This window comes from Candidatus Pelagibacter sp. HIMB1483 (genome assembly GCF_052048135.1).
GTDB lineage: Bacteria > Pseudomonadota > Alphaproteobacteria > Pelagibacterales > Pelagibacteraceae > Pelagibacter.
The window spans coordinates 60,274-86,092 of sequence record NZ_JBNAIM010000002.1; the positions used below are offsets into that span (position 1 = coordinate 60,274).

Genomic DNA, 25,819 nt, shown 5'->3' on the forward strand with positions numbered 1-25,819 from the left:
TCAGTCTTTATAAATGATATCTCTTGCAGACATAATTAATCCATCTGCTTCCTCTTTTGACAGTGCAAAATCCTCAAGGTAACCCTGAACTTTTACCCTCTCACCTTTTACAACGTCATAACCACCTGTTAATTCATCGGAAGCCAAATCAGCAAAGTCTTGAAGGGTTAGTATTTTTTGATCACCTAATGTAACTAACATTCCTGGTGTCAATCCTTTTAAATTAATTAATGAATCTTCAAGACCCAATTCTTTAATCCTATCTGAAATATCCTCTTGATCTTTTTTATAAAATTCTTTTGCCCTTTCAATAAGAGCTTCTGCAGTTTCCTCTTCAATTCCTTCTATCTTTAATAAATTTTCAACAGAACTGTCTTTTATATCATCTATCGTAGAGTAACCCTCAGCCACAAGTAATTGACCTAATGTTTCATCTAATTCTAAATTTTTTACAAAATTATCTGTTTTCTCCTTAAATTCTAACTGTCTTCTTTCTGAGTCTTCTGCATCAGTCATTATGTTGATCTCATAATTTAATAATTTAGTAGCAAGTCTTACATTTTGACCTCTTCTACCAATAGCTTTACTTAAATTTTCTTCTGTAAGAATTACATCAAGCTTTTTTCTCTCTAAATCAACACTAACTCTTTGAACCTCTGCAGGTGACAATGCATTTGAAACTAAAATTGCTGGATCTTCTGACCAGTTAACAATATCAATTTTTTCACCCTGAAGTTCATTTACTACTGCTTGCACTCTTGAGCCCCTCATTCCTACACATGCACCCACCGGATCAAGAGATGTATCAACAGCTTTAACACAAATTTTTGCTCTACTTCCAGGATCTCTTGAGGACGATTTAATTTCTATTAACCCATCATAAATTTCAGGAACCTCTTGAACAAATAATTTCTCCATAAATTTAGGATGAGCTCTAGATAAAAAGATCTGTTGCCCTCTTGGTTCTCTTCTAACATCATGACAATAAGCTTTAATTCTATCTCCAGCTTTAATATTTTCTCTAGGGATCAGTTCATTTTTTTGAATAATTGCCTCTGTTCTACCTAAATCAACTATTACATTACCAAATTCTAATCTTTTTACTATTCCACTTAAAATAGTATCCTTTTTGTCTATAAAATCATTAAATTGTCTTTCACGTTCAGCTTCTCTTACATTAAAATTGATAACTTGTTTCGCTGTTTGTGCGGCAATTCTTCCAAAATCAAAAGATGGCAGTGGTTGTAAAACCTCATCACCAATATTTTTATCTCTATTGTTTTCATTTAAAATTATTGCATCTTCTAATTTTATTTCAGTATTTGAGTTTTCAGGATTTTCAGAAACGATTAATTTTCTAAAAATTTCAATATCTCCATTATCTCTATTAATTACAACTTTGATTTCATTATCTTGTCCAAACTTTGATTTTGCTGCTTTTGCAATACCAGTTTCCATTGAGCTAATGATTAACTCTTTATCAATAGATTTTTCTAAAGCTACTGCTTCAGCGATTCTTAGTAATTCAAGCTTGTCTGCTCTTTTATTTAACATAATTTTGCTTACTCCAAAAAAAAATGGGCCAAGGCCCATTTTGATAATTCAACAATGTAAGCGCAATATATAAAAGTTTTTTAATTATTCAATAAAAACTATTTTAAAAAAATGTCAGTTTTATTGGTTTTTTCCCATGAAAAGGTACCATCGTCCCCAGGTTCTCTACCAAAATGACCATAGGCTGCTGTTATTTCATATATTGGTTTATTTAAACCAAGCATTTCTCTAATACCTCTGGGACTCAAATCAAAATTTTCTTTAATTTTTTCTTCTACAAATTTATTCTTATCTAAATCATTATCAAAAAGATTTACATAAATTGAAAGTGGTTTTGAAACTCCAATTGCATAAGCTAATTGAATTAAACATTTGTCTGCTATTTTCGAAGCAACGACATTTTTTGCAATATATCTTGCTGCATAAGCTGCAGATCTATCAACTTTAGTTGGATCTTTTCCCGAAAAAGCTCCACCACCATGTGGTGCTGCACCCCCGTATGTATCTACAATAATTTTTCTTCCTGTCAGTCCACAATCACCGTCTGGACCACCTATAACAAAATTACCAGTTGGATTTACGTAAAAATCTTTTTCATCAAACCCCTCAAGGAAACTTCCAGGTATTGAATTAATCATATATGGTCTCAATAATTCTCTCACTTGATCTTGATTTACATCAGCTGAATGCTGTGAAGAAATTACAACAGATTTTACTTTCGATGGTTTGCCATCAACATATTCAAAAGTTACTTGGCTTTTAGAGTCTGGTTCAATGTTTTTTAATTTTCCAGATTTTCTATCTTTTGCCATCAATCTCAAAATTTTGTGTGAATAGTGTATTGGAGCAGGCATTAAAACTTCTGTTTCATTACAAGCATAACCAAACATAATTCCTTGATCTCCAGCTCCTTCATCTTTGTTGCCAGCTGAGTCTACTCCCATTGCAATATCTGCTGATTGTGAATGAAGATGACTTTCTATTTTAGTTGCTTCTTTCCATGTAAAACCTTCTTGGTCATATCCAATATCCTTTATACATTCTCTTACTTTGTGTATTAAATGATCTTTTTTTACTTCTGGACCTCTAACTTCACCAGCTAAAACAACTTTATTTGTAGTAGTGAGTGTCTCACAGGCAACTCTTGCATAAGGATCTCCTGATATATATGTATCAACTACCATATCAGAAATTCTGTCTGAAACTTTATCTGGATGTCCTTCTGAGACTGACTCACTTGTAAAAAGAAAATTTTTTAAATTACTCATTTTTGAACCTATTAAATGAAAAAATTAAAAAAATATACAACAAAATTAAAATTAAAAATATTTTATTTCCATATATAGAAAATATCGTTGGTTCTAGATCTCTTCTGCTTGTAAAATCAATATAACCATCTTTTCCATAATCTATTTTTTTTTCTATTTCACCAAGTGGGTTAATAATTACTGCCACACCATTATTAGCAGATCTAACAACATATTTACCACTTTCTATTGCTCTAAAAATACTGTGGGCTAAATGTTGTTGTGGTCCTACAGATTTTCCAAACCATCCATCCTCTGAGATATTTAAGATATAATTAAAATTAAAATTTTTTGTAAGTTCTCCACTATATATTATTTCATAACAAATAAGTGGTAAAAAACTAAAATTTTTAAAATCATTTTCTAAATTAATAATTTTTCTTTCTTCACCACTTGTGAAAGATCCAAAATTATTAGTAATTGTTTTAAAACCAAATTTATTTAAAAGATTTTCAAGTGGTAGAAATTCACCAAATGGAACAAGATTAATTTTTTTGTAATAATCCACTAAATTTAAATTACTGTCAAAAACTGAAAAAGAGTTATAATATTTATATTGATCATCACTCATCAACCTACTTGTTATACCAAGACCAATTAAATGATTTTTATCAAAATTATCTTTAAACAAATGTTTGTATAAAATTATTTGATCCTGATAAGTGTCTGGTATTATTCCTTCTGGCCATAAAAAAAATATTTTTTTTTCAGAATTGGGAGAACTTAAACTTATTAATTCATTTATAACATTTTCAGCATCTATATTTTGATAAAATCTATCTAAGCTTATATTAGAGCTTATAACTCTTACTGTGTAAGGATTTTCTTTTAATTCTTTTGCTAAAAAAAATTTTTTATAGAAATTGCTATATGTAAATAATAAAATTGGAAATAGTAATAATAAAATAAAAACAAAAATTTCTTTTTTTGATTTTCTTAATATATAAATTGCAGGTACCGTAAAAAAACTAATCACAATAAGATTAAATGAATAAGTTCCTATAATTGAAAGAAAACTTATGAATTCTAAATTTTCTGAAAAGCTATAAATTATCAAATTCCATGGAAAACCCGTTAATATATTTCCTCTAATATATTCAGTTAACCCAAATAGTAGTGAAAAAAGAAGAAAGGAGCTTGTTACATCTCTAAAGTTAAAAACATAGAAAACTAAAGTTGCAATTCCATAAAATACTGCCAAAAATGCAGGGATTACTATAAGAGCAATAGGTATCAAAAAATATAAGTTTTGATCAAATGACAAAGAAATAGTTATCCAATAAGTGTTTGTTAAAAAATAGCCAAAACCAAATAACCAACCGTATAAAAAAAAAGTTTTTTTACTATTTTGAAAGTCCAATTTTTTAAATAAAAAAATAAAAAATATACTGAATGTAAAAAAATTTATTAAAAAAAAATTAATTGGTGGAAGACTCAATGAACTTAAGGCACCCAAAGTTAACATTATTAAAACATCAAATATAATTTTTTTCTTCAATTTAATTAATAATTTTTTGAACTGATTTAAAAATTTTTTTCTCTTCTTTAATCATTTTTAAGTAATCTTTTTTTTTAATATGATCAAAATCTAATAGATGTAAAAAACCATGAATAAAAATTTTTGCTACTTTTTTTTTAAAATCATATAAGCTTAAATTTTTAGGTTTATTCATATAATTAAAACTAATTATTATGTCTCCTAAATAAATTTCTTTCGTCTTTTTTAATTTTTGATGGAATGGAAATGATAAAATATCTGTATCTTTATTTTTATTTCTAAATCTTCGATTTAATTTTTTAATATTTATATTATTTGAAAGTAAAAGAGTTAGATAAACTCTTTTTTTAGTAAATCTAAATCTTTCAGGAAAATTTTTACAGAGATTATTAAAAAAAATTTCTTTTTTTTTTAATTTTTTTGACCAAGACTCTTCTTCAGATATTACATTAACTTTGATCATTGTTGTTAGAATATGCTTTAACAATTTTTGATACTAAAGGATGTCTAACAACATCAGAATGATCAAAATCTACTACTGAAATTTCATTTAGATGAGATAATAATTTTTTTGCTCTATCTAAACCCGACGCTTGTTTGTTAGGTAAATCAATTTGTGAAGGGTCCCCGTTAACCACAATTTTAGAATTCTCTCCAATTCTTGTTAAAAACATCTTAATTTGGGTATCAGTAGCATTTTGTGCCTCATCAAGAATAGCAAAAGAATTTTTTAAAGTTCTACCTCTCATAAATGCAAGAGGAGCTATTTCGATATCTCCAATTTCAATCATTCTTTGAATTTTTTCAAAATGAAATAAGTCATAAAGTGAATCATATAAAGGTCTCAAATATGGATCAACTTTTTCCTTCATATCACCTGGCAAAAAACCTAATCTCTCACCAGCTTCTACTGCAGGTCGAGACAAAATTATTCTTTCTATTTTTTTTTCGAGTAACATTGTTAAACCAATTGCAACTGCCAAAAATGTTTTACCAGTTCCTGCAGGGCCTGCTGATATAATAATCTCTTTTTCTCTCAATGCCCTAACATATTCTTTCTGTTTTTCGGATCTTGGAATAATTGATTTTTTTGGAGTTTTAATAATATCTGTTACATTTGTATTTTTTACTTTTTCATTGATCATAAACTGATCAATTGAAGACAAAATATCTTTGTTTTCAATGCTGCCATTATTTAAAAATTGGTTAACCAAAAATTGAATTGCATTTTTTACAATTTCGTTTTTCTCACTAGATGATTTAATTAAAATTGAGTTTCCTCTTGAATACAAACTAGCACCTGTAATCCTCTCTAGTTCTTTAAGATTTTTATTAAACTCACCTACAATTCCCATTAACAAGTTATTGTCATGAAATATTACACTTAATGTATTATTTTCTGAATAAACAAATTTTAAGCTGTTTTGAATATTTTTCTTTATAGTATCACTCAAATTTAAGCTACTTTCAGTTTAGTGTTTTTTACAATCTCACCAAAGAGAGTGTTTTGGTTACTTTTGTTAATTTTAACTTTTGCAATTTTACCCACATGCTCTTCTTTAGCATTAAATATTACTGAAGTCATGTACTCAGATTTACCAAAAAATTTACCTCTTTCTTCTGTCTTGTTTTCAACCAAAACATCAATAATATTATTTTCTAACGATTTGTTCATTTCAGTTTGGTGATTGAATAATTCTTTTTGAATTTTCTCGAGTCTATTTAAAGATATTTTTCTATCAATTAATTCTAATTTTGAAGCGACTGTGCCTGGTCTAGGACTAAATATAAATGAATAAGAATTTATAAATTTAATTTCCTTAATTAAATCGAGTGTATCATTAAAATCATTTTCATTTTCACCAGGATAACCAACAATAAAATCACTTGAAAATTTGATTGAAGAATTAATCTTTTTTAACTTATGATAAATCTTGAAATAATCTTCAATAATATGTTTCCTATTCATTAATTCTAAAACTTTATTTGATCCACTTTGGACTGGTAAATGAACTAATGGCATTAATTTTTTTGACTTAGCGTAAGTTTCGATTAAATCATCTGTCATATCTTTTGGATGAGATGTGGTATATCTTATTCTTAAAATTCCTGGAATTTTTTCAATCTCTAAAATTAAGTTAGATAAGCTATAATTTTCATTTCTATAAGCGTTCACATTTTGCCCAAGAAGAGTAATTTCTTTTACTCCGTTAGCTGCTAATATTCTTGCCTCATTAATAATTGTCTCAAAAGGTCTAGAATATTCTGGTCCTCGTGTGTATGGGACAACACAGAAATGACAAAATTTATCACAACCTTCTTGAATAGTTAAAAAAGAGGATATTTTTTGTGATGAATTTTTAACTTTTTCAAAAAAATTAAATTTTGAAATAGCATCAAATTCTGTTTCATCTAATCTTTTTTGTTTTTTTAAATAATCTTTAATTTTACCATTAATCTTATGATAAGCTTGAGGTCCAATTACTAAATCAATATATGGTTCTCTTTTGAGCATTTCTTCATTTTCTGCTTGAGCCACACAACCAGCAACTATAACAAGAGGTTTATTTTTAAATCTAAAATTTTTTTTTACTCTTCCTATCTCATGATAAACTTTTTCTTTTGCCTTATCTCTAATATGACAAGTATTTAACAAATAACAATTCGCCTCATCAATATTATTAGTTTTAAAAAACCCAATTTCTTTAACAGTATCAAGAATACGATTGGAGTCGTATTCATTCATTTGACAACCAAAAGTTTTGATAAATATTTTTTTACTCATCTTTTGAGTTTATTTTAACTCCATATAACTCAAGTTTATGATCTACCAACTTATAGCCATATTTTTCAGCAACTTTTTTTTGTAATTTTTCAATATCATCATTAACAAATTCAATAATTTCACCTGTTTTCACATCTATCAAATGATCATGATGACCTTCATTTAATTCTTCATACCTTGCCTTACCACCCTTAAACTCATGCTTAGTTAATATGCCAGACTCCTCAAATAACTTAACTGTTCTATAAACTGTTGCGATACTTATTTTTGGGTCAATTTGAGAAACTCTTTTGTACAGCTCATCTACATCAGGATGATCAGTAGACTTTGACATTACTTTTGCTATTACTCGCCTCTGATCTGTAAGTTTGACACCTTTAGATAAACATTTTTGCTCTATTGTTTCTGACATAGTTAATTTTAACTCAAATAAATGGGATTAATCAAATTTTTTTTAACTTTAAATTTTTTACATAGTGCGGGTATATTTTCAAATTTTATGTCATTTTCTCCAACAAAGTCTGTAAAACTGAAAGAATAATAGTCAATACTATTAGCCACATTTAAGGCTTTTGCTATTGATAGAGAATTTCTTATTCCAGCAAAACTTCCAGGACCCCTATTTACATAAATTTGTTTAACTTTGTTTATATCCAAATTTTTCATCTTCAAAAATTCATTAATAAGTAAAGTTAATTTTTCGAAATTATTTTTACTATTTTCAAAAGACATATGATAATTAATATCATTATTAATGATCATTAAAAAAATTTTATCAGTAGCAGCATCAATTATTAGTCTAATCATTTTTCAATTTTTATTAGTTCATAATTCTAATTCAGATGAAAATAATAGTAAATATTATTCAAATGATAGTGGAATTTTGTCTTTGATGTATCATCGATTTAATGAAAATAAATACCCTTCAACAAATATTCGAATGGATATTTTTGATAAGCAAATGCAAGCTTTAAAAAATAATGGTTATGAATTCTATAATCCAAAATACTTAATAGATGAATTTCACAAACCCAAAAAAAAAAAGAAAATTTTGCTTACGATTGATGATGGATTTAAATCTTTTTATAATGAAGCTTGGCCATATTTAAAAAAACATAAAATTCCATTTATTCTTTTTATTTCAACAGAACCAGTTGGAAAATTTGGATATATGAACTGGGATGAAATTAAAGAAGTAGAGGATTCTGAATTTGGATTTATAGGACATCATTCTCACACACATGAATATTTAATTGATATGAAAGAACATGATTTTATAAATGATATTGAAACTGCAACAAATATTTTTAAAGAAAAAATTGGATATTCACCTCAAATCTTTTCATATCCTTTTGGTGAGTACTCTCTCTATATGAAAAAATATATTTCTAAAAATTTTAAAATTGCTTTTGGACAACACTCTGGAGTTATTGATATAAATAAAGATAAATTCGAGCTTCCTAGATTTCCTATCAATGAAAAATATGGTGAAATGAAAAGATTTAAATCTTTAATTAATTACCTTCCTTTAGAATACAAGTCTATAAAACCTGAAGAAAAAAAACTTACTAGTGAAAACAATCCACCAAAATTAGTAATTGAATTTTTTAAGGAACAAAAAAATATCAAAAACATTAATTGTTATTCAGATGATGGTGGTAACTGGAAAAGATCAAATTTAAGCTTTAACGATAATATACTTATAATTAATTTTGACGAAAAATTCATTCCTAGAAGAGGAAGAATTAACTGTTCTTTAAATGATAATGGTAAGTGGCGTTGGTTTGGTACTCAATTTGTAATAATAAAAAATTAAATTAAACTTTCTAGCTCAACACTTGATGGAAGTAATTTAGCATCGTCAAAATCTTGTAAATTATTTTGTTGTATAATTTTTTGTAAAACCTCTACGTATTGATTTCCTGTTTCTGCGTAATTATCTAAAAACTGAGAAAGTATTATGCTGTCGAGCTTTTTTCCTTTGTCTCTCAAATGCGCACGTGCTAATCTAAAATTCTCGTAAGTTGGATGAGTATTTAAATTTCTTTGATATGCTCTAACTGATGCCTGTAAGACATTAAATTTCATTACCTTGTGACCTTTATTTTCATCAGCCTCTTTTGGCTTTAAACCTTCACCTGACCATGTCCATTGTCCAAAAAGAGCATTACCTTCTTGAGCAAACCTGGAAGTTCCCCAGCCTGTTTCTTTTGCTGCTTGCGCAATAGCTAACGAAACAGGAACTTCATCCATTCTAATTTTTAATATTGAGAGATCTTTTGAGATCACACCATATTGTTTATATTTTTTTTCAAGCCACTTTTTTTCTAATTGAGTATTGCTACTTTTATTAATGATATTAAAAAGTGTTTTCCTATCCAACCGAATATTATTATTTTCTTTAAGAATTAAAGGTAGGACAATTTGAATAAAAAACTCCTTCCTTTTCTTTGTGCTTTCAATCATCTTTATTTCAGCAGGAAGAAGAGTTAGAGCAACAGGTTTAACTAATTTTGTCTCTCTTACGTCATCCAGTTTATAATCTGTATCCTCAAATAACTGTTTAATGGTAGATGCATTTAATCTTACAGTGTCTGTTTCAAGATCATTCAAGCTAAAAATATCTATTAACAAATCTTTTTCATTTAAATTTTCATTATCAGATATTCCGCTGTTTTTTTTGTTTAAAGTATATGCCAAAATAGCTTTGGAATTATTTTGAAACTCTTCATTATTTGCAAATTGTTTATTCGTAAACTCTATTATTGAAGGAATATAATAAAAACTAAATATAACAAAAATACTTGTTAAAAATGTTCTTGGTATCGAACCAATTCTTCTATCATCAAAATATTTAAATATTTTTAAATTTTTTCTTCTAATATTAAAAAATAAAAATTTTGATTTAAAAATAATTATTTGATTTAAGAGTTTAAAATTTTTGAATTTGAAACTAAACATTTAAATAGCCTCTACTTTCTTAACTTCAGGTAGATAATGACAAAGAAGATTTTGGACACCTTGTTTTAAAGTCATTGTTGAGCTTGGACATCCTGAGCAACTACCTTGGAGTTGGACTTTCACTATTCCATTTTTAAATTCTTTAAATTTAATATCTCCACCATCTTTTGCAACAGCTGGCCTTATTTTTTCATCTAATAATTTTATAATTTTTTTTTCTATATCTTTTAAATCATCATTAATTTCATTTAAATTTTTTTCAATAACACATTCTTTCCCATCTGAATAAAAATCATTTATTAATGAAATTACTATATGCTTAATTTCATCCCAGGTAAAATCATCATACTTATTAATTGATATAAAGTCTTTACCTAAAAAAATTCCTTCTACACCATTTATCGATAAAAGATTTCTTACTAATTCGTTGTCTATTTCTTCTTTATTTGTAATTTCGAACGAACCATCACTAGAAACTACTTTACCAGGCAAGAATTTTAAAGAATTTGGATTTGGTGTAATTTCAGTTTGAACAAACATATTTTATATATAATCAATAATTTTAAAATTGAAACTTGATAATATATTAATTTAAAAACCAATAATTTCGTGAATTTTCTTCACTTTTTTTGATGCTATTTTGTCTGCTTTTTCAAATCCATTCAAAAGTATTTCATCAAGATACTTTTCTTCAATTAAAAGCTTTTTAATTTCTTCTGATATTGGAATTATTTTATCAACTAAAACTTGTGATAAATTATCTTTAAACTCTGAAAAATTTTTTCCTGAAAATTCATTAATTGATTTTTCTAAATTTGAATTTGTTAAACTTGCATAAATGCCAATCAAATTTTTAGCCTCAGGTCTTTTTTCTAAATCCATAATATTTGATGGTAATGGTAAAGGATCTGTTTTTGCTTTTTTAATTTTATTAACTATTTGATCTTTATCATCAGTTAAATTTATACGACTTAAATCTGAAGGATCTGATTTACTCATTTTTTTAGTACCATCTTTTAAACTCATAATTCTTGAGAATTCTTTTTGAATTAAAGGTTCGGGTATCTTAAAAAAATCTTCAACTTTAAAATCATTATTAAATTTTTGAGCTATATCTCGACAAAGTTCTAAATGTTGTTTTTGATCGTCACCAACTGGCACATGCGTTGTATCATATAACAAAATATCAGCAGCCATTAGAACTGGATAAGAATAAAGTCCAACACTTGCTTTCTCTTTATCTTTACCAGCCTTTTCTTTAAATTGTGTCATCCTATTTAACCATCCCATTCTCGCAACACAACTTAATATCCACGCTGTCTCAGAGTGAGCACTTACCTGTGATTGGTTAAAAATAATATTTTTTTTTGGATCAATACCACTTGCTACAAATGCAGCTACTGTCTCACGTATATTGTTTCTTAAATCCTTCGGATCTTGATTTACAGTAATAGCATGAAGATCTACAACGCAAAAAACACATTCATTTTCAGATTCATTATTCAATTTTACAAAGTTTTTTATTGCACCTAAATAATTTCCCAAGTGAAGATTACCTGTTGGCTGGACACCTGAAAATATTTTTTTTCCCATAGTTTAATACTTTAAATTAATATCTTTATATTTGAAAGCTTTGATAAACAATGAAAATAATAAATAAAAAATAATACTCAAAAAAACTGACATTATTAAATAAATAGACTTGAGATTAAAATCGTATGCTAATTCATATTCAAAAAATGAAATAAGATATTTAAATAACATTCCCATAATAATTGAAGCTACAAATATTTTTATAAATTTTATAAAAAATATTCCATTAAAATTAAATAAATTCTTCTGATACAAAAAAATAAGCAGAGCTAATGCATTAAACCAAGAGGAAATTGTCGTTGCTATTGGAATAATTATAAAACCAATATTTTTGAAATAATAGATACTAATAAGAATATTTAAAATTACAGCAATCAACGAAATATAAAAAGGAGTTTTAGTATCGTGATTTGCAAAAAAGAAAGTTGAAAAAACTTTTATAAATGCAAAAGCAGGCAAGCCAAGTCCAAAATAATAAAGCGCTTTTGAAGAATTTAAAACAGCAATTTCACTAAATGAACCATAACCAAATAGTGCTGAAATAATTTCTTCAGAACCAACGAACAAAGCAACGGCAGCTGGTAAGCTTAAAAAAATACTTAATTCCAAAGCCTTATTTTGAATTTGTAGGATCTTGCTCTTGTTTTTTAGATGAACGTATTTGGAAAGCTGAGGTAAAATAACAACACCAATGGCTATACCAGCGATAGCTAGGTTTATTTGATAGATCCTATCAGCATAATATAGATAAGAAACAGCACTTGCTTGAAAAGAAGCAATTATAGTTCCTACCAAAATATTTATTTGGGTAACACCTGATGAAAAAATACTTGGTAAAAGTTTTTTAAAGAAAAATTTAACTTTGCTGCTTATTGTAAATTTAAAATTTAATTTAATAACATAAAATTTTTTAACAAATTTATATAAAAAAATAAGTTGTAGAAATCCAGCAATTGATACACCATATGAAAGAAAATAAACCAGGTCATCATTTAGATATTTTCCAACCAACAAAATTCCTATTAAAACTAAATTCAATATAATTGGTGCGGCAGAAGCTGCGGCAAATTTATTGTGCGAATTCAGAATTGCTGAGAAAAAAGAAGCTAAGCTAACGAACATTAAAAATGGAAATGTTAATCTTGTTAGTTGAATTGCTAAATCAATTCTAGTTGGATCTTGAACAAAACCTGGTGCTATTAAACTCACAAATGTGGGCATAAAAATTTCAATTAACAAAACTAGAAAAAATAAACTTAAAAATAACAAATTAAAAATTTGATTTGCAAAAGTTTTTGATTTTGATTTATTTTTAACTAACTCTGATGTGTAACTCGGGACAAAAGCAGCATTAAATGTTCCCTCAGCAAATAATCTCCTAAAAGTATTTGGTATTCTAAAAGCAACAAAAAATGCATCCGCCAAAAAACTTGTTCCAAGAAAGATAGCAATTAAAACATCTCTTAAATAGCCAAGTAATCTGCTAATTATAGTATAAAAACCAAAAGTCCCTGTTGACTTAATTAAATTCATAAATCATATTAGTCTTAATTTTACCCCATTTGTACACCTAATTAACATAAATGAAAAAAACAAAAATTGATCATTATACAGATAAGGAAGCTTTAGATTTTCATAGTCATAAAAAACCTGGGAAGATTGAAATATCTTCTTCCAAAAATATGACAACAAAAAGGGATCTTGCTTTGGCATACTCTCCAGGTGTAGCTGCGCCTGTAAGAGCAATAAATGACAATCCTGAAGCTGCGTATGATTATACAAGTAAAGGAAATCTTGTTGCTGTCATAAGTAATGGATCAGCAATTTTAGGAATGGGAAACTTAGGTGCTTTAGCATCTAAACCTGTTATGGAGGGAAAAGCTGTTTTATTTAAAAGATTTGCAGACATTGACTCTATAGATCTCGAAATTGATTCAGCTGATACAAATGAAATCATCAACAGTATTAAAAATTTCGCACCAAGTTTTGGAGGTATAAATCTTGAGGACATTGCTGCTCCAGATTGTTTTGTTATAGAGGAAAAGCTAAAAGAAATATTGGATATACCTGTTTTTCACGATGATCAACATGGAACAGCTATTATCACGACTGCTGCATTAATTAACGCACTCGACATAAACAAAAAAAAAATTGATAAAGTCAAAATTGTTGTAAATGGTGCAGGAGCTTCTGCAATGGCATGTACTAATTTATTCAAAAAAAGTGGTGTACCACAAAAAAACATTACAATGGTTGATAGAACAGGTGTTATTTTTAGAGGAAGAGAAAATTTAAATCAGTGGAAATCAGGTCATGCTATTGAAACTAAAGATAGAACATTAGATGATGCCATTAAAGATGCAGATGTATTTTTAGGTTTATCGGCAAAAGGTGCTTTAACTAAAGAAATGGTAAAAAAAATGGCCAAAAACCCGATAATTTTTGCATGTGCAAATCCTGATCCAGAAATAACACCTGAGGAAATTGAGGAAGTAAGAAACGATGCAATTATCGCTACTGGAAGATCAGATTATCCTAATCAAGTAAATAATCTTATTGGTTTTCCCTATATATTTAGAGGTGCATTAGATGTGAGATCAAAAACTATAAATGAAGAAATGAAAATTGCTGCTGCCCGAGCAATTGCTGACTTGGCAAAAGAAGATGTACCAGATGAAGTTGTTGCTGCAATGGGAGGTGAGAGACCCCACTACGGAAAAGAGTACATAATTCCATCAACATTTGATCCAAGATTAATAAGTGTAATACCATCAGCTGTGGCTAAAGCTGCCATGGATACTGGTGTTGCAAGAAAAAAAATTGAAAATTTTGATATCTACAAAGATCAACTTAAACAAAGATTAGATCCTACAGTTACTATTATGCAAGGTGTGCATAGTTATATTAAGAAAAAACAAAAGAAAGTTGTTTTTGCAGATGGTGAAGATGAAAATACTCTTAAAGCAGCTATAGCTTTTAAAAATTCAAAACTTGGAATACCAATTTTAGTAGGAAAAGAAGAGCTAATAAAAAATCAAATAAAAAAAATTGGTTATAATGAAAATTTTGATATTGAAATAGTTAATTCAAAAGATACTTCAAAAAGAGAAAAATATGTAAAGTTTTTATTCAAAAAACTTCAAAGAGAAAAAGGTATGTTAGAATGGGATTGTGACAGGTTAATAAGAAATGATAGAGTGATTTGGTCCTCTTGTATGGTTGCCTGTGGTGACGCTGATGCAATGGTTACGGGCAATACAAGGAGATACTCTGCATCTCTTGAAAAAATAACACAAGTTGTTGAACCAAGAGATGGTGAAATTATGTTTGGTTTAAACCTAATAGTTAATAGAGGTAAAACTATTTTTATTTGTGACACTTCCGTAATAGAATATCCAGACGCGAAACAATTAGTTGAAATGGCAAAATCAGCGGCAAGAGTTGTTAGACTTTTTGGCTTTGATCCTAAGGTTGCTTTTTTATCTCACTCAACTTTTGGTCAACCAGCTACTGATAGAACAAAAAGACTTAGCGATGCAGTTGAAATACTTAAAAAAGAAAAAGTTAACTTTAAATTTGATGGAGAAATGCAGCCAGATGTGGCATTAGAGGAAATTTATAAAGAACTTTATCCTTTTTCTGAAATTGTTGGAAATTCAAATGTATTAATTATGCCAAGTCAACACAGTGCAGCAATTTCATATAAAATGATCAAATCCATGAGTAGAGCAAAAGTTATAGGACCATTGTTGATTGGTTTAGGATTGCCTATTGAGATTGCACCTTTAAGAACCTCAACATCTGAAATTATTAATTTAGCTTCAATCGCAGCTTATTCAGCAGATGTAATTGATTATAAAAAAAATTAATTTTTTTGTATTCTTAAATTATCAACAAGTAAAATACTAGCTATGACATCCTCAACATCTAAAATTTCCTTAGCTTCAGATATCACTAAATTCTTTTCTTCATCAGTTAAAGCTATTCCATATATATAAATTTTCTTTTTATAAGTATCTATTTGATAATTTGTAGCTTTTATATTTTTATTTAAGATCATAGCAGTTCTTAATTGAGAAGTGATTAATAAATCTTTAGTAGATTGTTTCAGATTAAATTCTTCTTTTATTTTAATATCATTTCTAACTGATCTAACACCCTCTGTTTCCCAAGCTATTTTTGTTAATTTTAATTTTTCTTCTGGCTCATCAACCTTGCCTGTTAAAAAAACTCTACCGTCTAAAACTTTAGATTTAACTTTTAAAAGATAATTTTTATTTTCAATAAGAATTCTTGCAGATAGATTTTTTTGCATTAATGAATCATCTATTTGTGTACCTAAGGATCTAGGATCAATTGCAACACTTACACCAGTTCCAAAAATCCCAGATGATGAAACTCCAACACATCCATTTAAAAATAGACTTACAATAATTATTATAAATAATTTATTTTTCATTTTTAATTTTTAAACAATAATCATAAATAATTTTTTTTGAAATTTTACTTTTTTGATTTAAAAAATTTGATATTTCTTTAATGCTAATTTTATTTATCATTTTTCTAACAAATCTTTTATCTGATTCACTTAAAATATTGGAGTTTTTTCTTTGATCAGTTTTTTCTGAAATAACAATAGTTAATTCCCCTTTTAAATTATGCTTAAATAATTCTAATTTGTTAACTTCAGATCTTAAATATTCTTCAAAAAATTTTGTCATTTCTCTACAAATAAGTATCTTTCTTCCTGCAAAATTTTTTTTAATTAATAGGATCAATTTGTTAATTTTCTTAGGAGAAATAAAAAAAACTATTGAACAATCAATTTTAGATAATGCGTCTAAATCATCTATTAAAACTTTATTTTTTTCTGGAAAAAAACCATAAAAGAAAAATTTTTCAGAAAAGCCTGAAATTGCTACAGCAGATGTAACAGCGGATGGACCCGGTAATGGTATAATTTCAATATCATTTTTTATACATTCCCTAATTAAAATTGCCCCTGGATCGGATACACTTGGAGTGCCAGCATCAGATATTAAAGAAACATAATAACCCTCATTAATTAATTTAATAATCTTAGATAAATTTTTCTTTTCATTAAACTTGTGATTTGAGATTAAATTTGATTGAACTTGGTATTTATCTAATAAATTTCTAGATACTCTGGTATCTTCACACAAAATATAATCTGATTTTCTTAGTGTCTCCACTGCTCTAAAGCTAATATCACTTAAATTGCCGATCGGTGTTGATACAATATAAAGGTTTTTTTTTTTATCTGTATTTAAACATTTTGATTTTACAATCATATTTATTATTGAAATAATATAATATCACTAAAATGTATAAATTTTTTAAAATTATTTTATTAACAATAATTATAGGTCTATCTAATAATCAACATGCATTTGCAGATAATGAAAAAATTAAGATTGGTCTATTAATACCTTTATCTGGTGAATATAAGGAATTAGGACAATTAATAATCAAATCAACTAGAATGGCTTTAGATGATATTGGTACAAATGAAATTGAAATTTATCCCAGAAATACAAATATAGATCCAAATATAGCTCTACAATCTGCTCTAGAGCTTAAAAAAGAAGGTGTAAAAATTTTTATAGGTCCTATTTTTTTTAAAAGTTTACTCTATTTAGATGAAGTTGAAGATGTGGTTTTTTTATCTTTAACAAATAAAACTAAAGATCTTCCAAACAATGTAATTAGTAGTGGTGTAAATTCATTATCGCAAATAAATACAATAAAAAAATTTTTAGAACTAAATGAAAAAAAAAAAACTATTTTTCTAACACCAGATCTTGATTATAAAGATGAAATAAAAAGAGCTATAAAAGATTCAAAACTTAAAGTTTATAAACACTTCGTATATGATACTGAGCCAACCATACTCACTAACCAAATTGAAGAGATTACAAACTATAAAATTCGTAAACAAAATTTGGCTGATGAAATTTATAGAGTTGAAAATTCTGATCTTCCGGATAAAGAAAAGCAACTTGAAAAACTTAAAAAAAGATACACGATTGGGAATGTGAATTTTGACTCTGTAATTATATCAGACTTTGATGAAAGTCTAAAAAGTGTAATTACATCGCTATTATACACAGATGTATCACCAAGAAAAAAATTGTTTATTACTTTTAATCAATGGTTTGATGAAAGTTTATTTCAGGAAGTAAATATTCAACCATTATATTATCCATCAATAAATAAAGAAAATTTAGAAAATTTTAATAAAAAATTTGAAAAAAAATTTAATGAAAAACCTAATCACCTAAGTCTACTAAGTTATGATTTGTTGGGTCTAATATATTATTTATCATTTCAAAATGATTTATCGAACATAAATGACTTATTTAAGAAAAAAAACTCTTTTAAAGGAAAAATTGGTATTTTTGATATTAAGAATAACAAAATTAATCATAGATTAAATTTTTATGAAATTGATGAGGGAAAAATTAAAGAAATTTTCTGATTTTTTTAAAAGCTTGATACCTATGGTCTAACTTATATTTTTGTGATGGTTTCATTTGTCCAAAAGTTCTTTTTTTTTTTAAAGGTATAAAAATTGGATCGTAACCAAATCCATTCTTTCCTTTTGGCTTATGTGATATATACCCTTCTACTTTTCCTAAAACACAAGCAATTTTTTTATTAAAATATGAAATTGATAAAGCACAAACAAATCTGGCTCGGATTTTTCTCTTTTTCCAATTTTTATCTTTTTTATTTAACTCTCTATAAACTCTCTTTATTGCTTTGCTAAAATCACCATGCTTTCCTCCCCATCTTGCAGAATAAATTCCAGGTTTCTTATTTAAAAAATCTATCTCTAGACCAGAGTCATCTGCCAAACACATCAATCCTGATTTTTTCGAAAAATACTTAGATTTAATTAAAGAATTTTTCTCAAATGTTTTTCCATTTTCAGTTGGACTTTTAAGATTAAATTCAGTTGTAGAATAAATCTTGATACTTTTTGGTAATAAAGCCTTGATTTCACCTAATTTACCTTTGTTGTTTGTTCCAATAAGTAATTTATTATTTTTTTGCTTAGACATCTAGAAATTATCAAAATCCTTACCATATAAGCTCTTATGGAAAAAGAAGAAAACCAAAAAAATACTTATAAAGAACAAAATCAAGATACGGTTGAAGAATCTGTTAAAAATGAAGAAAATTTAAACTCCAAAAATAAAAAAGAAACGGGCCAGGAATCTAAAGAAGAAATTAAAGAACCAACTCCAGAAGAAAAAGTTAATGAACTTGAAGATAAACTTACAAGAACTTTTGCTGAAATGGAAAATCAAAGAAGAAGATTTGAAAAAGAAAAAGAGGATGCTTTTGAATATGGTGGTTATAGCTTTGCAAAAGAAGCCCTTAATTTAATCGATAACCTCGATCGTTCTAAACAAGTTCTGGAAAGTGATGACGAGCTAAAAGAAACAAAAGCTTTAAAAAAAACTCTAGAACATTTAGACATTATTAAAAAAGATTTAATTTCAATATTTGAAAAAAATAATATCAAACAAATTGATAGTCTTAACAAAAAACTTGATCCAAATTTTCACCAAGCAATGATGGAAATAGAAGATGATACAAAAGAGCCTGGAACTATTATTCAAGAAATTCAAAAAGGTTTTACTATTAAAGATAGACTTCTAAGACCCTCATTGGTTGGAGTATCAAAAAATGTTGCAAAAAAAGATGAAAAAACGAAAGAAAATAAGGAAAAATTAGAAAATAAATAATTATAGGATCAACTTGTAGTTTCACATTTAAACCCTATATGACCAAGGAGAGAAATTAATATTATGAGTAAAATTATTGGAATAGACCTAGGAACAACAAATTCATGTGTTGCCATAATGGAAGGGACACAGGCAAAAGTTTTAGAAAATGCAGAAGGGGCAAGAACGACTCCTTCAGTAGTTGCATTTACAGATGAAAATGAAAAATTAATTGGACAACCAGCTAAAAGGCAAGCTGTCACTAATCCAGAAAACACAATCTTTGCTGTAAAAAGATTGATTGGTAGAAATTTTGAAGACTCAACAGTAAAAAAAGATATTGAAGCAGCGCCTTTTAAAATTGTAAATTCTGAAAAAGGTGATGCATGGATTGAAGCAAAAGGAGAAAAATATTCACCTTCACAAATTTCAGCCTTTATACTCCAAAAAATGAAAGAGACTGCTGAAAAGTATTTAGGGCAAGCAGTCACGAAAGCTGTAATTACAGTTCCTGCATATTTTAATGACGCACAAAGACAGGCTACCAAAGATGCTGGAAAAATTGCTGGTCTAGAGGTTTTAAGAATTATTAATGAACCTACTGCTGCCTCACTTGCTTACGGTTTGGATAAAAAACAAAATAAAAAAATTGCAGTATATGATTTAGGAGGTGGAACTTTTGATGTATCTATATTAGAATTGGGTGATGGTGTATTTGAAGTTAAATCTACCAATGGTGATACGTTTTTAGGTGGTGAGGACTTTGATAACTCAGTTGTAGAATATCTAATTGCTGAATTTAAAAAAGATAGTGGTATAGATTTAAAAACAGACAAGTTAGCATTACAAAGATTAAAAGAAGCTGCTGAAAAAGCAAAAATTGAATTATCTGCTGCTGAACAAACAGATATCAATTTACCATTTATAACTGCAGATAAGACTGGTCCTAAGCATATTAATTTAAAATTGACTAGAGCAAAACTTGAAGCTTTAGTGGAAGATTTGATTGCTAGAACTATTCCACCTTGCAAAACTGCGCTTAAAGATGCAGGAATTTCCTCAAATGATATCGATGAAGTTGTGATGGTTGGTGGTATGACTAGAATGCCTAAAGTAATATCTGAGGTTAAAAACTTTTTTGGTAAAGAACCAAATAAAAGTGTAAACCCCGATGAAGTTGTTGCTATGGGTGCTGCAATTCAAGCAGGTGTTTTACAAGGTGACGTCAAAGATGTTCTTTTGTTAGATGTAACACCGTTGTCTCTTGGTATTGAAACACTTGGTGGTGTATCAACAAAATTGATAGAAAAAAATACGACAATACCAACAAAAAAAAGCCAGGTATTTTCAACTGCTGAAGATAATCAACCAGCAGTTTCGATACGTGTTCTTCAAGGTGAAAGAGAAATGGCAACAGATAACAAATTACTAGGAAATTTTGAATTAGTTGGAATTGCTCCAGCTCCAAGAGGTGTTCCACAAATTGAAGTAACTTTTGACATAGATGCAAATGGAATTGTTAATGTGTCAGCAAAAGACAAGGGAACTGGTAAAGAGCAAAAAATTCAAATTCAAGCATCTGGTGGATTAAGTGATGCAGAAATTGAAAAAATGGTAAAAGATGCTGAAGCAAATAAAGAAGCTGACAAAAAGAAAAGAGAGTCTGTAGATGCCAGAAATCAAGCTGACACTTTAATTCACTCAACTGAAAAAAATCTAAAAGAGCATGGTTCTAAAATTTCAGATGCAGAGAAAAAAGCAATTGAGGATGGATCAAATGCACTTAAAGAATCCTTAAAAAGTGAAGATATTGAAGATATCAAGAAAAAAACTGAAACATTAGTGCAGGCTTCAATGAAATTAGGAGAGGCAATTTATAAATCACAACAAAGCTCAAAACCAGATTCTAATAAAGATGATGGAAAAGACAAAAAGGAAAAAAAAGACGATAATGTTGTTGATGCGGACTTTGAAGAAGTAAAAGACGAAAATAAAGAAAAAAGCGCTTAACTGACATCTATTTGTCCAGGTTATTTTAATGGCTAAAAGAGATTATTATGATGTCTTGGGTGTTACAAAAAATGCTAGTCCAGATGAATTAAAATCTGCTTATAGAAAGTTAGCTGTAAAATATCATCCAGATAAAAATCCAGGCGATAAAACTGCAGAGGATAAATTTAAAGAAGCAAGTGAAGCATACGGAGTTCTTTCAGACAAATCAAAAAAAGAAAATTATGATAATTTTGGTCATGCTGCTTTTGAAAATGGTGGAGGCGGTCGAGGAGGCTTTGGTGGCTTTGGTGGTTTTAGTGGTGCTGATTTTTCAGATATTTTTGAGGACTTCTTTGGTGATTTCGGTGGAGGTGGGCGAGGTTCAGGTAGAAGAAATTCCAACAATCGCGGTTCAGATTTAAGATACGATTTATCAATAACATTGGAAGAAGCATATTTAGGAAAAAAACAAAATATACAATTCTCTACTTCTGAAAAATGTAATACCTGCAAAGGTAATGGATCTAAACCAGGTTCAAGTCCAGATAGATGTACTTATTGTGGTGGAAATGGAAGGGTTCGATCTAACCAAGGGTTTTTTACTGTTCAACAAACATGCCCACAATGTGCTGGAAGTGGAGAAGAAATAACTAATCCATGTAATGAATGTGGAGGAGCAGGAAATAAACAAGCCACAAAAAAAATATCTGTTTCAATACCTAAAGGTGTTGATGATGGAACAAGAATTAGACTTGCAGGAAAAGGTGAGGCTGGCACTAGAGGTGGCTCTAGTGGAGACTTATACTTATTTATAAATGTTAAATCTCACGATCTTTTTAAAAGATCAGATGTAAATTTATTTTTTGAATTTCCTATTTCCATAGCTGATGCAGCTCTTGGCACAACAATTGAAATACCTACTATTGATGGTAAAAAAGCTAAAATAAAGATCCCTGATGGTACTCAAGATGGAAAACAATTTAGACTAAAAGGAAAAGGCATGCCATTTATGCGAAGAGGAGATTTTGGAGATTTATATGTACAAATTAAAACTGAAGTACCTGTGTATTTGAACAAAGAACAAAAGGATTTACTAGAAAGATTTAGAAAAATTGAAAACGAAAAATCTAACCCAAGCATTAAAAAATTTTTCCAAAAAGCTAAAAGTTTCTGGAATGGTTGATAATGGGATTAGAGCAAATAATTCCAGCAATTTTTTTAATAGCAGTTTTAATTTTAGTTCTACCAGGCTTTTTAAGTTCAAATTCAAATTCAAAACAATTCTTTAAGAATTTATTTATTTGGTCTGTAATTGTCATATCTATTGTGGTAGTTTTAAATCTTATTTTTAAATGAAAAAAATTAATCTAGCAGTTTCAGGATGTATGGGACGAATGGGTCAACAGATAATTAAATCCGTTAGATCAAACAAAAATTTTAAAATAATTTCCCTCACAGAAAATAAAAAAATAAACAAAAAAATTAATGGGATTAAATTAACTGTAAATAGTGAAAATGCATTTAGGCGGGCGAATATAATAATAGATTTCACAATTCCAAAATGCACTTTTGAAATATTAAAGATAGCCTCAAAATTAAAAAAAAGAGTAGTTATAGGGACAACTGGATTTACAAAAAATGAAGAAAAATTAATTCAAAAATTTTCTAAAAAAATACCAATTTTAAAAGCAGGTAATATGAGTCTTGGTATAAATCTTTTAATGTATTTAACAGAAATAGCGTCAAGCTCTTTAGGAAAAAATTTTTTAAGTAAAGTTTTTGAGGTACATCATAAACATAAAAAAGATTATCCTTCGGGCACAGCATTAATGTTGGGTAAAGGAATTGCTGTAGGAAAAAATAAAAATTTTTACAGTTTAATAGGAAAAAAATATTTAAATAAAAAAAATTTTCCCTATGGAAAAAAAATTAATTTTAATTCTTTAAGAAAAGGTGAAATTATTGGAGAACATGAGGTTAAATTTTCTAGTGGTAAAGAAATTATAACTTTAAATCATGAGGCTTTTGATAGAGCTCTATACTCTGAAGGAGCACTATCAGCTGCGAGATGGTTAATAAATAAAAAGCCTGGTCTTTATTCAATGAGAGACATGATGAATTTCAAATAATGAATGAAATTCATAGAGCTAAAATAGTTTTAAAAATCTTAAATAAAACATACCCTAAAATAACAGTTCCACTAAAAAGTAGAAATGTATTTACTTTATTAATTTCTGTTCTTCTTTCAGCTCAATGTACCGATGTAAATGTAAACAATGTTACAAAAAATATTTATCCAAAATATTATAAACCTAAACATTTTGTAAAATTGGGAAGGAAAAAAATTGAAAAACTTATAAAAAAAATAGGTATTTTTAGAATTAAAGCCAAAAGTATTTATAATTTATCAAAAATATTAATTTCAAAACATAGGGGTAAAGTTCCAAAAACATTTGAAGAACTAGAAAAACTACCAGGTGTTGGTCATAAAACAGCGAGTGTAGTAATGTCTCAAGGATTTGGTCACCCAGCATTTCCGGTTGATACACACATTCACAGACTTGCTCAAAGATGGGGTTTGACCAATGGAAAAAATGTAATCCAAACCGAAAAAGATTTAAAAAAACTATTCCCAAAAAAAAATTGGAATAAACTTCATCTTCAAATAATTTATTATGGAAGAGAATTTTGCAAAGCAAGAGATTGTTATGGAATAACTTGTAAAATTTGCACCACTTGTTATCCTCAAAGAAAAAAACCTGTTAAAACAAAAAAAGCTTAATATGAAAGTTCTTGGTATAGGAAATGCAATAGTTGATGTGATCTGTAAGGTAGAGGAAAATTTTATTTCCCAAAATAATTTAACCAAGGGCACAATGAAATTAATTTTTGATGAAAGTGAATTTAAAAATTTAATTAAAAATCTTAAAATTGAAAAAACAATATCTGGTGGATCTGTTGCTAATTCTATAGTGGGTTTATCTCAATTAAAAAATGATGTTGGATTTATTGGTAAAATTGCAGATGATAATTTGGGTCATAAATATGAAGAAGGGCTTATAAAAGAAAATGTAAAATACTTTTATTCAAAAAAAAAAGAGACTATTCCTACTGGAACTTGTTTGATTTTAATTACTCCTGATTCTGAAAGAACAATGTGTACTTTTTTAGGAATAGCAGGAAAAATAAATGAAAATGATATTAAAATTCAGACAATTAAAGAAAGTGAAATAATTTTTCTTGAAGGTTATTTATGGGATGAGGGTGAGCCAAAAAAAGCATTTGAGAAAGCAATTATTAATTCAAATAAGGCAGCTATGACTCTTTCTGATCAATTTTGTGTAGAGAGACATAAAAAAAGTTTTTTAAACTTAGTAAAAGAAAAATTAGACATAACTTTTGCTAATGAGGGAGAAATTATGTCTTTAATAAATGCTAAAAATTTTGATGAAGTAATTACATTTGCTAAACAAATTAATAAACATTTAGTAATTACTAGGGGTGAAAAAGGAGCTGTATCCATAATAGAAGATGAAATTACGGAAATTGATGCCATAAAAAATTTACAAATAAAAGATTTAACTGGTGCTGGAGATTTATTCGCAGCAGGTTATTTACATGGTTTTGTTAATAAGCTTTCTAAAGAAGATTGTTTAGAAAAAGGGACTGAATTATCATCAAAAATAATTCAACAAATTGGAGCTAGACTTTAATTTTTTTTCTTTTGAAACTACCTTTCCCTTTTTTTGGTTTTATAATTCTAGGTTTATATTTTTTAGTAAACAAGTCTTGAGCAAACTTATTTTTCTTTGATAATTTTGTAACCATTCTTATCGCTTATTATGAAATTTTCATCATTAAAAATTTTTAAAATTTTTTTTCTAAGTCTATATATATGAGTTTCAACAGTATGGGTTTCTAATTCAGATTGATATCCCCAAACCTTTGATTGAAGTTCTTGAATTTTGACTGACTCTCCTGCTTTATTTAAATAAATTATAGAATTAATCTCTTTTTCTGTAAGTTTAATTTTAGTTTTTTCTTTATACATTTCTCTTGAATTTAAATTAAATTTATATGTACCAATCTCAATTTCAGATTGTTCACTAAAATTTTTTTTTAAAAATTCTATATTAATTTTTTCTAATAATTTAAATATAGATACTGGAAATTTATCGAAAATAATTTGATTATCTACGTCAGGGATTTTTTTTCGAGTAAAAATCAAACTATTTGATCTTTGGTTTATCTCAGAAAGTTGATTTTCAGAAGCTTTATCCAAATCAACATTTATATCTTTTTTAATTTCACTCAAGATCTTATATAATTCTTCAAATTCATAAATAAATAAATTTTGATTACTCATATATAAATA

Annotated in this window: 26 protein-coding genes; 10 read left to right on the top strand and 16 right to left on the bottom strand. The window is 27.7% G+C overall.

All coding sequences use genetic code 11. From position 1 onward, the window contains the following. From nusA to ACTTAV_RS00990, 8 genes are all read right to left on the bottom strand, one after another. A complete protein-coding gene (nusA, locus tag ACTTAV_RS00955; protein WP_440669591.1) occupies positions 1-1,554 on the bottom strand; it encodes a transcription termination factor NusA in 1,554 nt (517 codons plus the stop codon). A gap of 98 nt (positions 1,555-1,652) precedes the next feature. Continuing rightward, the gene (metK, locus tag ACTTAV_RS00960) at positions 1,653-2,822 is read right to left on the bottom strand and encodes a methionine adenosyltransferase (protein ID WP_440669592.1); all 1,170 of its coding nucleotides are present in this window, start codon (positions 2,820-2,822) and stop codon (positions 1,653-1,655) included. Beyond that, positions 2,815-4,359 (bottom strand): apolipoprotein N-acyltransferase, encoded by a 1,545-nt coding sequence (lnt, locus tag ACTTAV_RS00965; RefSeq protein ID WP_440669594.1) that lies wholly within the window; start codon positions 4,357-4,359, stop codon positions 2,815-2,817. The genes metK and lnt overlap by 8 nt, the downstream gene beginning before the upstream one ends. Before the next feature lies 1 nt (position 4,360). Continuing rightward, positions 4,361-4,822 (bottom strand): rRNA maturation RNase YbeY, encoded by a 462-nt coding sequence (gene ybeY, locus ACTTAV_RS00970; protein WP_440669595.1) that lies wholly within the window; start codon positions 4,820-4,822, stop codon positions 4,361-4,363. Next, a complete protein-coding gene (locus tag ACTTAV_RS00975; RefSeq protein ID WP_440669597.1) occupies positions 4,809-5,813 on the bottom strand; it encodes a PhoH family protein in 1,005 nt (334 codons plus the stop codon). Before ACTTAV_RS00975 ends, ybeY begins: the two co-directional genes overlap by 14 nt. A gap of 2 nt (positions 5,814-5,815) precedes the next feature. After that, positions 5,816-7,144: a tRNA (N6-isopentenyl adenosine(37)-C2)-methylthiotransferase MiaB gene (gene miaB, locus ACTTAV_RS00980; protein WP_440669599.1), complete on the bottom strand. Its 1,329-nt coding sequence runs from the start codon at positions 7,142-7,144 to the stop codon at positions 5,816-5,818. Then, complete coding sequence (locus ACTTAV_RS00985; protein WP_440669600.1) at positions 7,137-7,556, bottom strand: Fur family transcriptional regulator; 420 nt, start codon at positions 7,554-7,556, stop codon at positions 7,137-7,139. Before ACTTAV_RS00985 ends, miaB begins: the two co-directional genes overlap by 8 nt. Positions 7,557-7,564: 8 nt before the next feature. Beyond that, positions 7,565-7,906: a peptidase M22 gene (locus ACTTAV_RS00990; RefSeq protein ID WP_440669601.1), complete on the bottom strand. Its 342-nt coding sequence runs from the start codon at positions 7,904-7,906 to the stop codon at positions 7,565-7,567. Here ACTTAV_RS00990 and ACTTAV_RS00995 point away from each other — a divergent pair. Beyond that, positions 7,899-8,960, top strand: coding sequence for a polysaccharide deacetylase family protein (locus ACTTAV_RS00995; RefSeq protein ID WP_440669603.1), 1,062 nt, complete (start codon positions 7,899-7,901; stop codon positions 8,958-8,960). The two genes, ACTTAV_RS00990 and ACTTAV_RS00995, sit on opposite strands and share 8 nt — an antisense overlap. Here the strand turns inward: ACTTAV_RS00995 and ACTTAV_RS01000 are convergent. The 4 genes from ACTTAV_RS01000 to murJ are packed head-to-tail and all read right to left on the bottom strand — an operon-like array spanning position 8,957 to position 13,231. Further along, a complete protein-coding gene (locus ACTTAV_RS01000) occupies positions 8,957-10,105 on the bottom strand; it encodes a glucosaminidase domain-containing protein (RefSeq protein ID WP_440669604.1) in 1,149 nt (382 codons plus the stop codon). The two genes, ACTTAV_RS00995 and ACTTAV_RS01000, sit on opposite strands and share 4 nt — an antisense overlap. Further along, positions 10,106-10,645, bottom strand: a complete 540-nt coding sequence (locus tag ACTTAV_RS01005; protein ID WP_440669606.1) for a NifU family protein — start codon at positions 10,643-10,645, stop codon at positions 10,106-10,108. Between the two features lie 51 nt (positions 10,646-10,696). Further along, a complete protein-coding gene (gene trpS, locus ACTTAV_RS01010; RefSeq protein ID WP_440669607.1) occupies positions 10,697-11,698 on the bottom strand; it encodes a tryptophan--tRNA ligase in 1,002 nt (333 codons plus the stop codon). 3 nt (positions 11,699-11,701) lie between these two features. Further along, a complete protein-coding gene (gene murJ, locus ACTTAV_RS01015) occupies positions 11,702-13,231 on the bottom strand; it encodes a murein biosynthesis integral membrane protein MurJ (protein WP_440669608.1) in 1,530 nt (509 codons plus the stop codon). Between the two features lie 50 nt (positions 13,232-13,281). On the opposite strand from murJ, the gene ACTTAV_RS01020 reads away from it, so the two are divergent. Beyond that, a complete protein-coding gene (locus ACTTAV_RS01020; RefSeq protein WP_440669609.1) occupies positions 13,282-15,567 on the top strand; it encodes an NADP-dependent malic enzyme in 2,286 nt (761 codons plus the stop codon). Here the strand turns inward: ACTTAV_RS01020 and ACTTAV_RS01025 are convergent. Further along, complete coding sequence (locus tag ACTTAV_RS01025) at positions 15,564-16,157, bottom strand: BON domain-containing protein (protein WP_440669610.1); 594 nt, start codon at positions 16,155-16,157, stop codon at positions 15,564-15,566. The genes ACTTAV_RS01020 and ACTTAV_RS01025 overlap by 4 nt on opposite strands. Next, positions 16,147-17,010: a 16S rRNA (cytidine(1402)-2'-O)-methyltransferase gene (gene rsmI / locus ACTTAV_RS01030; RefSeq protein ID WP_440669611.1), complete on the bottom strand. Its 864-nt coding sequence runs from the start codon at positions 17,008-17,010 to the stop codon at positions 16,147-16,149. The genes ACTTAV_RS01025 and rsmI overlap by 11 nt, the downstream gene beginning before the upstream one ends. A gap of 32 nt (positions 17,011-17,042) precedes the next feature. Between rsmI and ACTTAV_RS01035 the strand changes: the two genes are divergently transcribed. After that, positions 17,043-18,197 carry an ABC transporter substrate-binding protein gene (locus ACTTAV_RS01035; RefSeq protein ID WP_440669613.1) on the top strand — a complete coding sequence of 385 codons (1,155 nt, stop codon included), beginning with the start codon at positions 17,043-17,045 and terminating at the stop codon, positions 18,195-18,197. Here the strand turns inward: ACTTAV_RS01035 and rdgB are convergent. Then, entirely contained in the window at positions 18,181-18,783 is a 603-nt protein-coding gene (rdgB, locus tag ACTTAV_RS01040; protein ID WP_440669615.1) for an RdgB/HAM1 family non-canonical purine NTP pyrophosphatase, read from the bottom strand. The genes ACTTAV_RS01035 and rdgB overlap by 17 nt on opposite strands. 36 nt (positions 18,784-18,819) lie before the next feature. Between rdgB and grpE the strand changes: the two genes are divergently transcribed. The 7 genes from grpE to ACTTAV_RS01075 all read left to right on the top strand — a co-directional run bounded on the left by grpE (position 18,820) and on the right by ACTTAV_RS01075 (position 25,157). Beyond that, entirely contained in the window at positions 18,820-19,473 is a 654-nt protein-coding gene (grpE, locus tag ACTTAV_RS01045) for a nucleotide exchange factor GrpE (protein ID WP_440669617.1), read from the top strand. Positions 19,474-19,536: 63 nt separating this feature from the next. After that, on the top strand, positions 19,537-21,462 hold the full coding sequence (gene dnaK / locus ACTTAV_RS01050) for a molecular chaperone DnaK (protein ID WP_440669618.1): 1,926 nt from the start codon (positions 19,537-19,539) through the stop codon (positions 21,460-21,462). 28 nt (positions 21,463-21,490) lie between these two features. After that, complete coding sequence (dnaJ, locus tag ACTTAV_RS01055; protein WP_440669619.1) at positions 21,491-22,627, top strand: molecular chaperone DnaJ; 1,137 nt, start codon at positions 21,491-21,493, stop codon at positions 22,625-22,627. Between the two features lie 2 nt (positions 22,628-22,629). Continuing rightward, positions 22,630-22,800 (top strand): hypothetical protein, encoded by a 171-nt coding sequence (locus ACTTAV_RS01060; RefSeq protein ID WP_440669620.1) that lies wholly within the window; start codon positions 22,630-22,632, stop codon positions 22,798-22,800. Continuing rightward, positions 22,797-23,573 carry a 4-hydroxy-tetrahydrodipicolinate reductase gene (dapB, locus tag ACTTAV_RS01065; RefSeq protein WP_440669621.1) on the top strand — a complete coding sequence of 259 codons (777 nt, stop codon included), beginning with the start codon at positions 22,797-22,799 and terminating at the stop codon, positions 23,571-23,573. Before ACTTAV_RS01060 ends, dapB begins: the two co-directional genes overlap by 4 nt. Continuing rightward, entirely contained in the window at positions 23,573-24,226 is a 654-nt protein-coding gene (gene nth / locus ACTTAV_RS01070; protein WP_440669623.1) for an endonuclease III, read from the top strand. The genes dapB and nth overlap by 1 nt, the downstream gene beginning before the upstream one ends. Position 24,227: 1 nt before the next feature. Further along, positions 24,228-25,157, top strand: coding sequence for an adenosine kinase (locus ACTTAV_RS01075; RefSeq protein WP_440669624.1), 930 nt, complete (start codon positions 24,228-24,230; stop codon positions 25,155-25,157). Between the two features lie 86 nt (positions 25,158-25,243). On the opposite strand, the gene ACTTAV_RS01080 is transcribed toward ACTTAV_RS01075, so the two are convergent. Continuing rightward, positions 25,244-25,810 carry a winged helix-turn-helix domain-containing protein gene (locus ACTTAV_RS01080; RefSeq protein WP_440669625.1) on the bottom strand — a complete coding sequence of 189 codons (567 nt, stop codon included), beginning with the start codon at positions 25,808-25,810 and terminating at the stop codon, positions 25,244-25,246. Positions 25,811-25,819 lie beyond the last annotated feature (9 nt).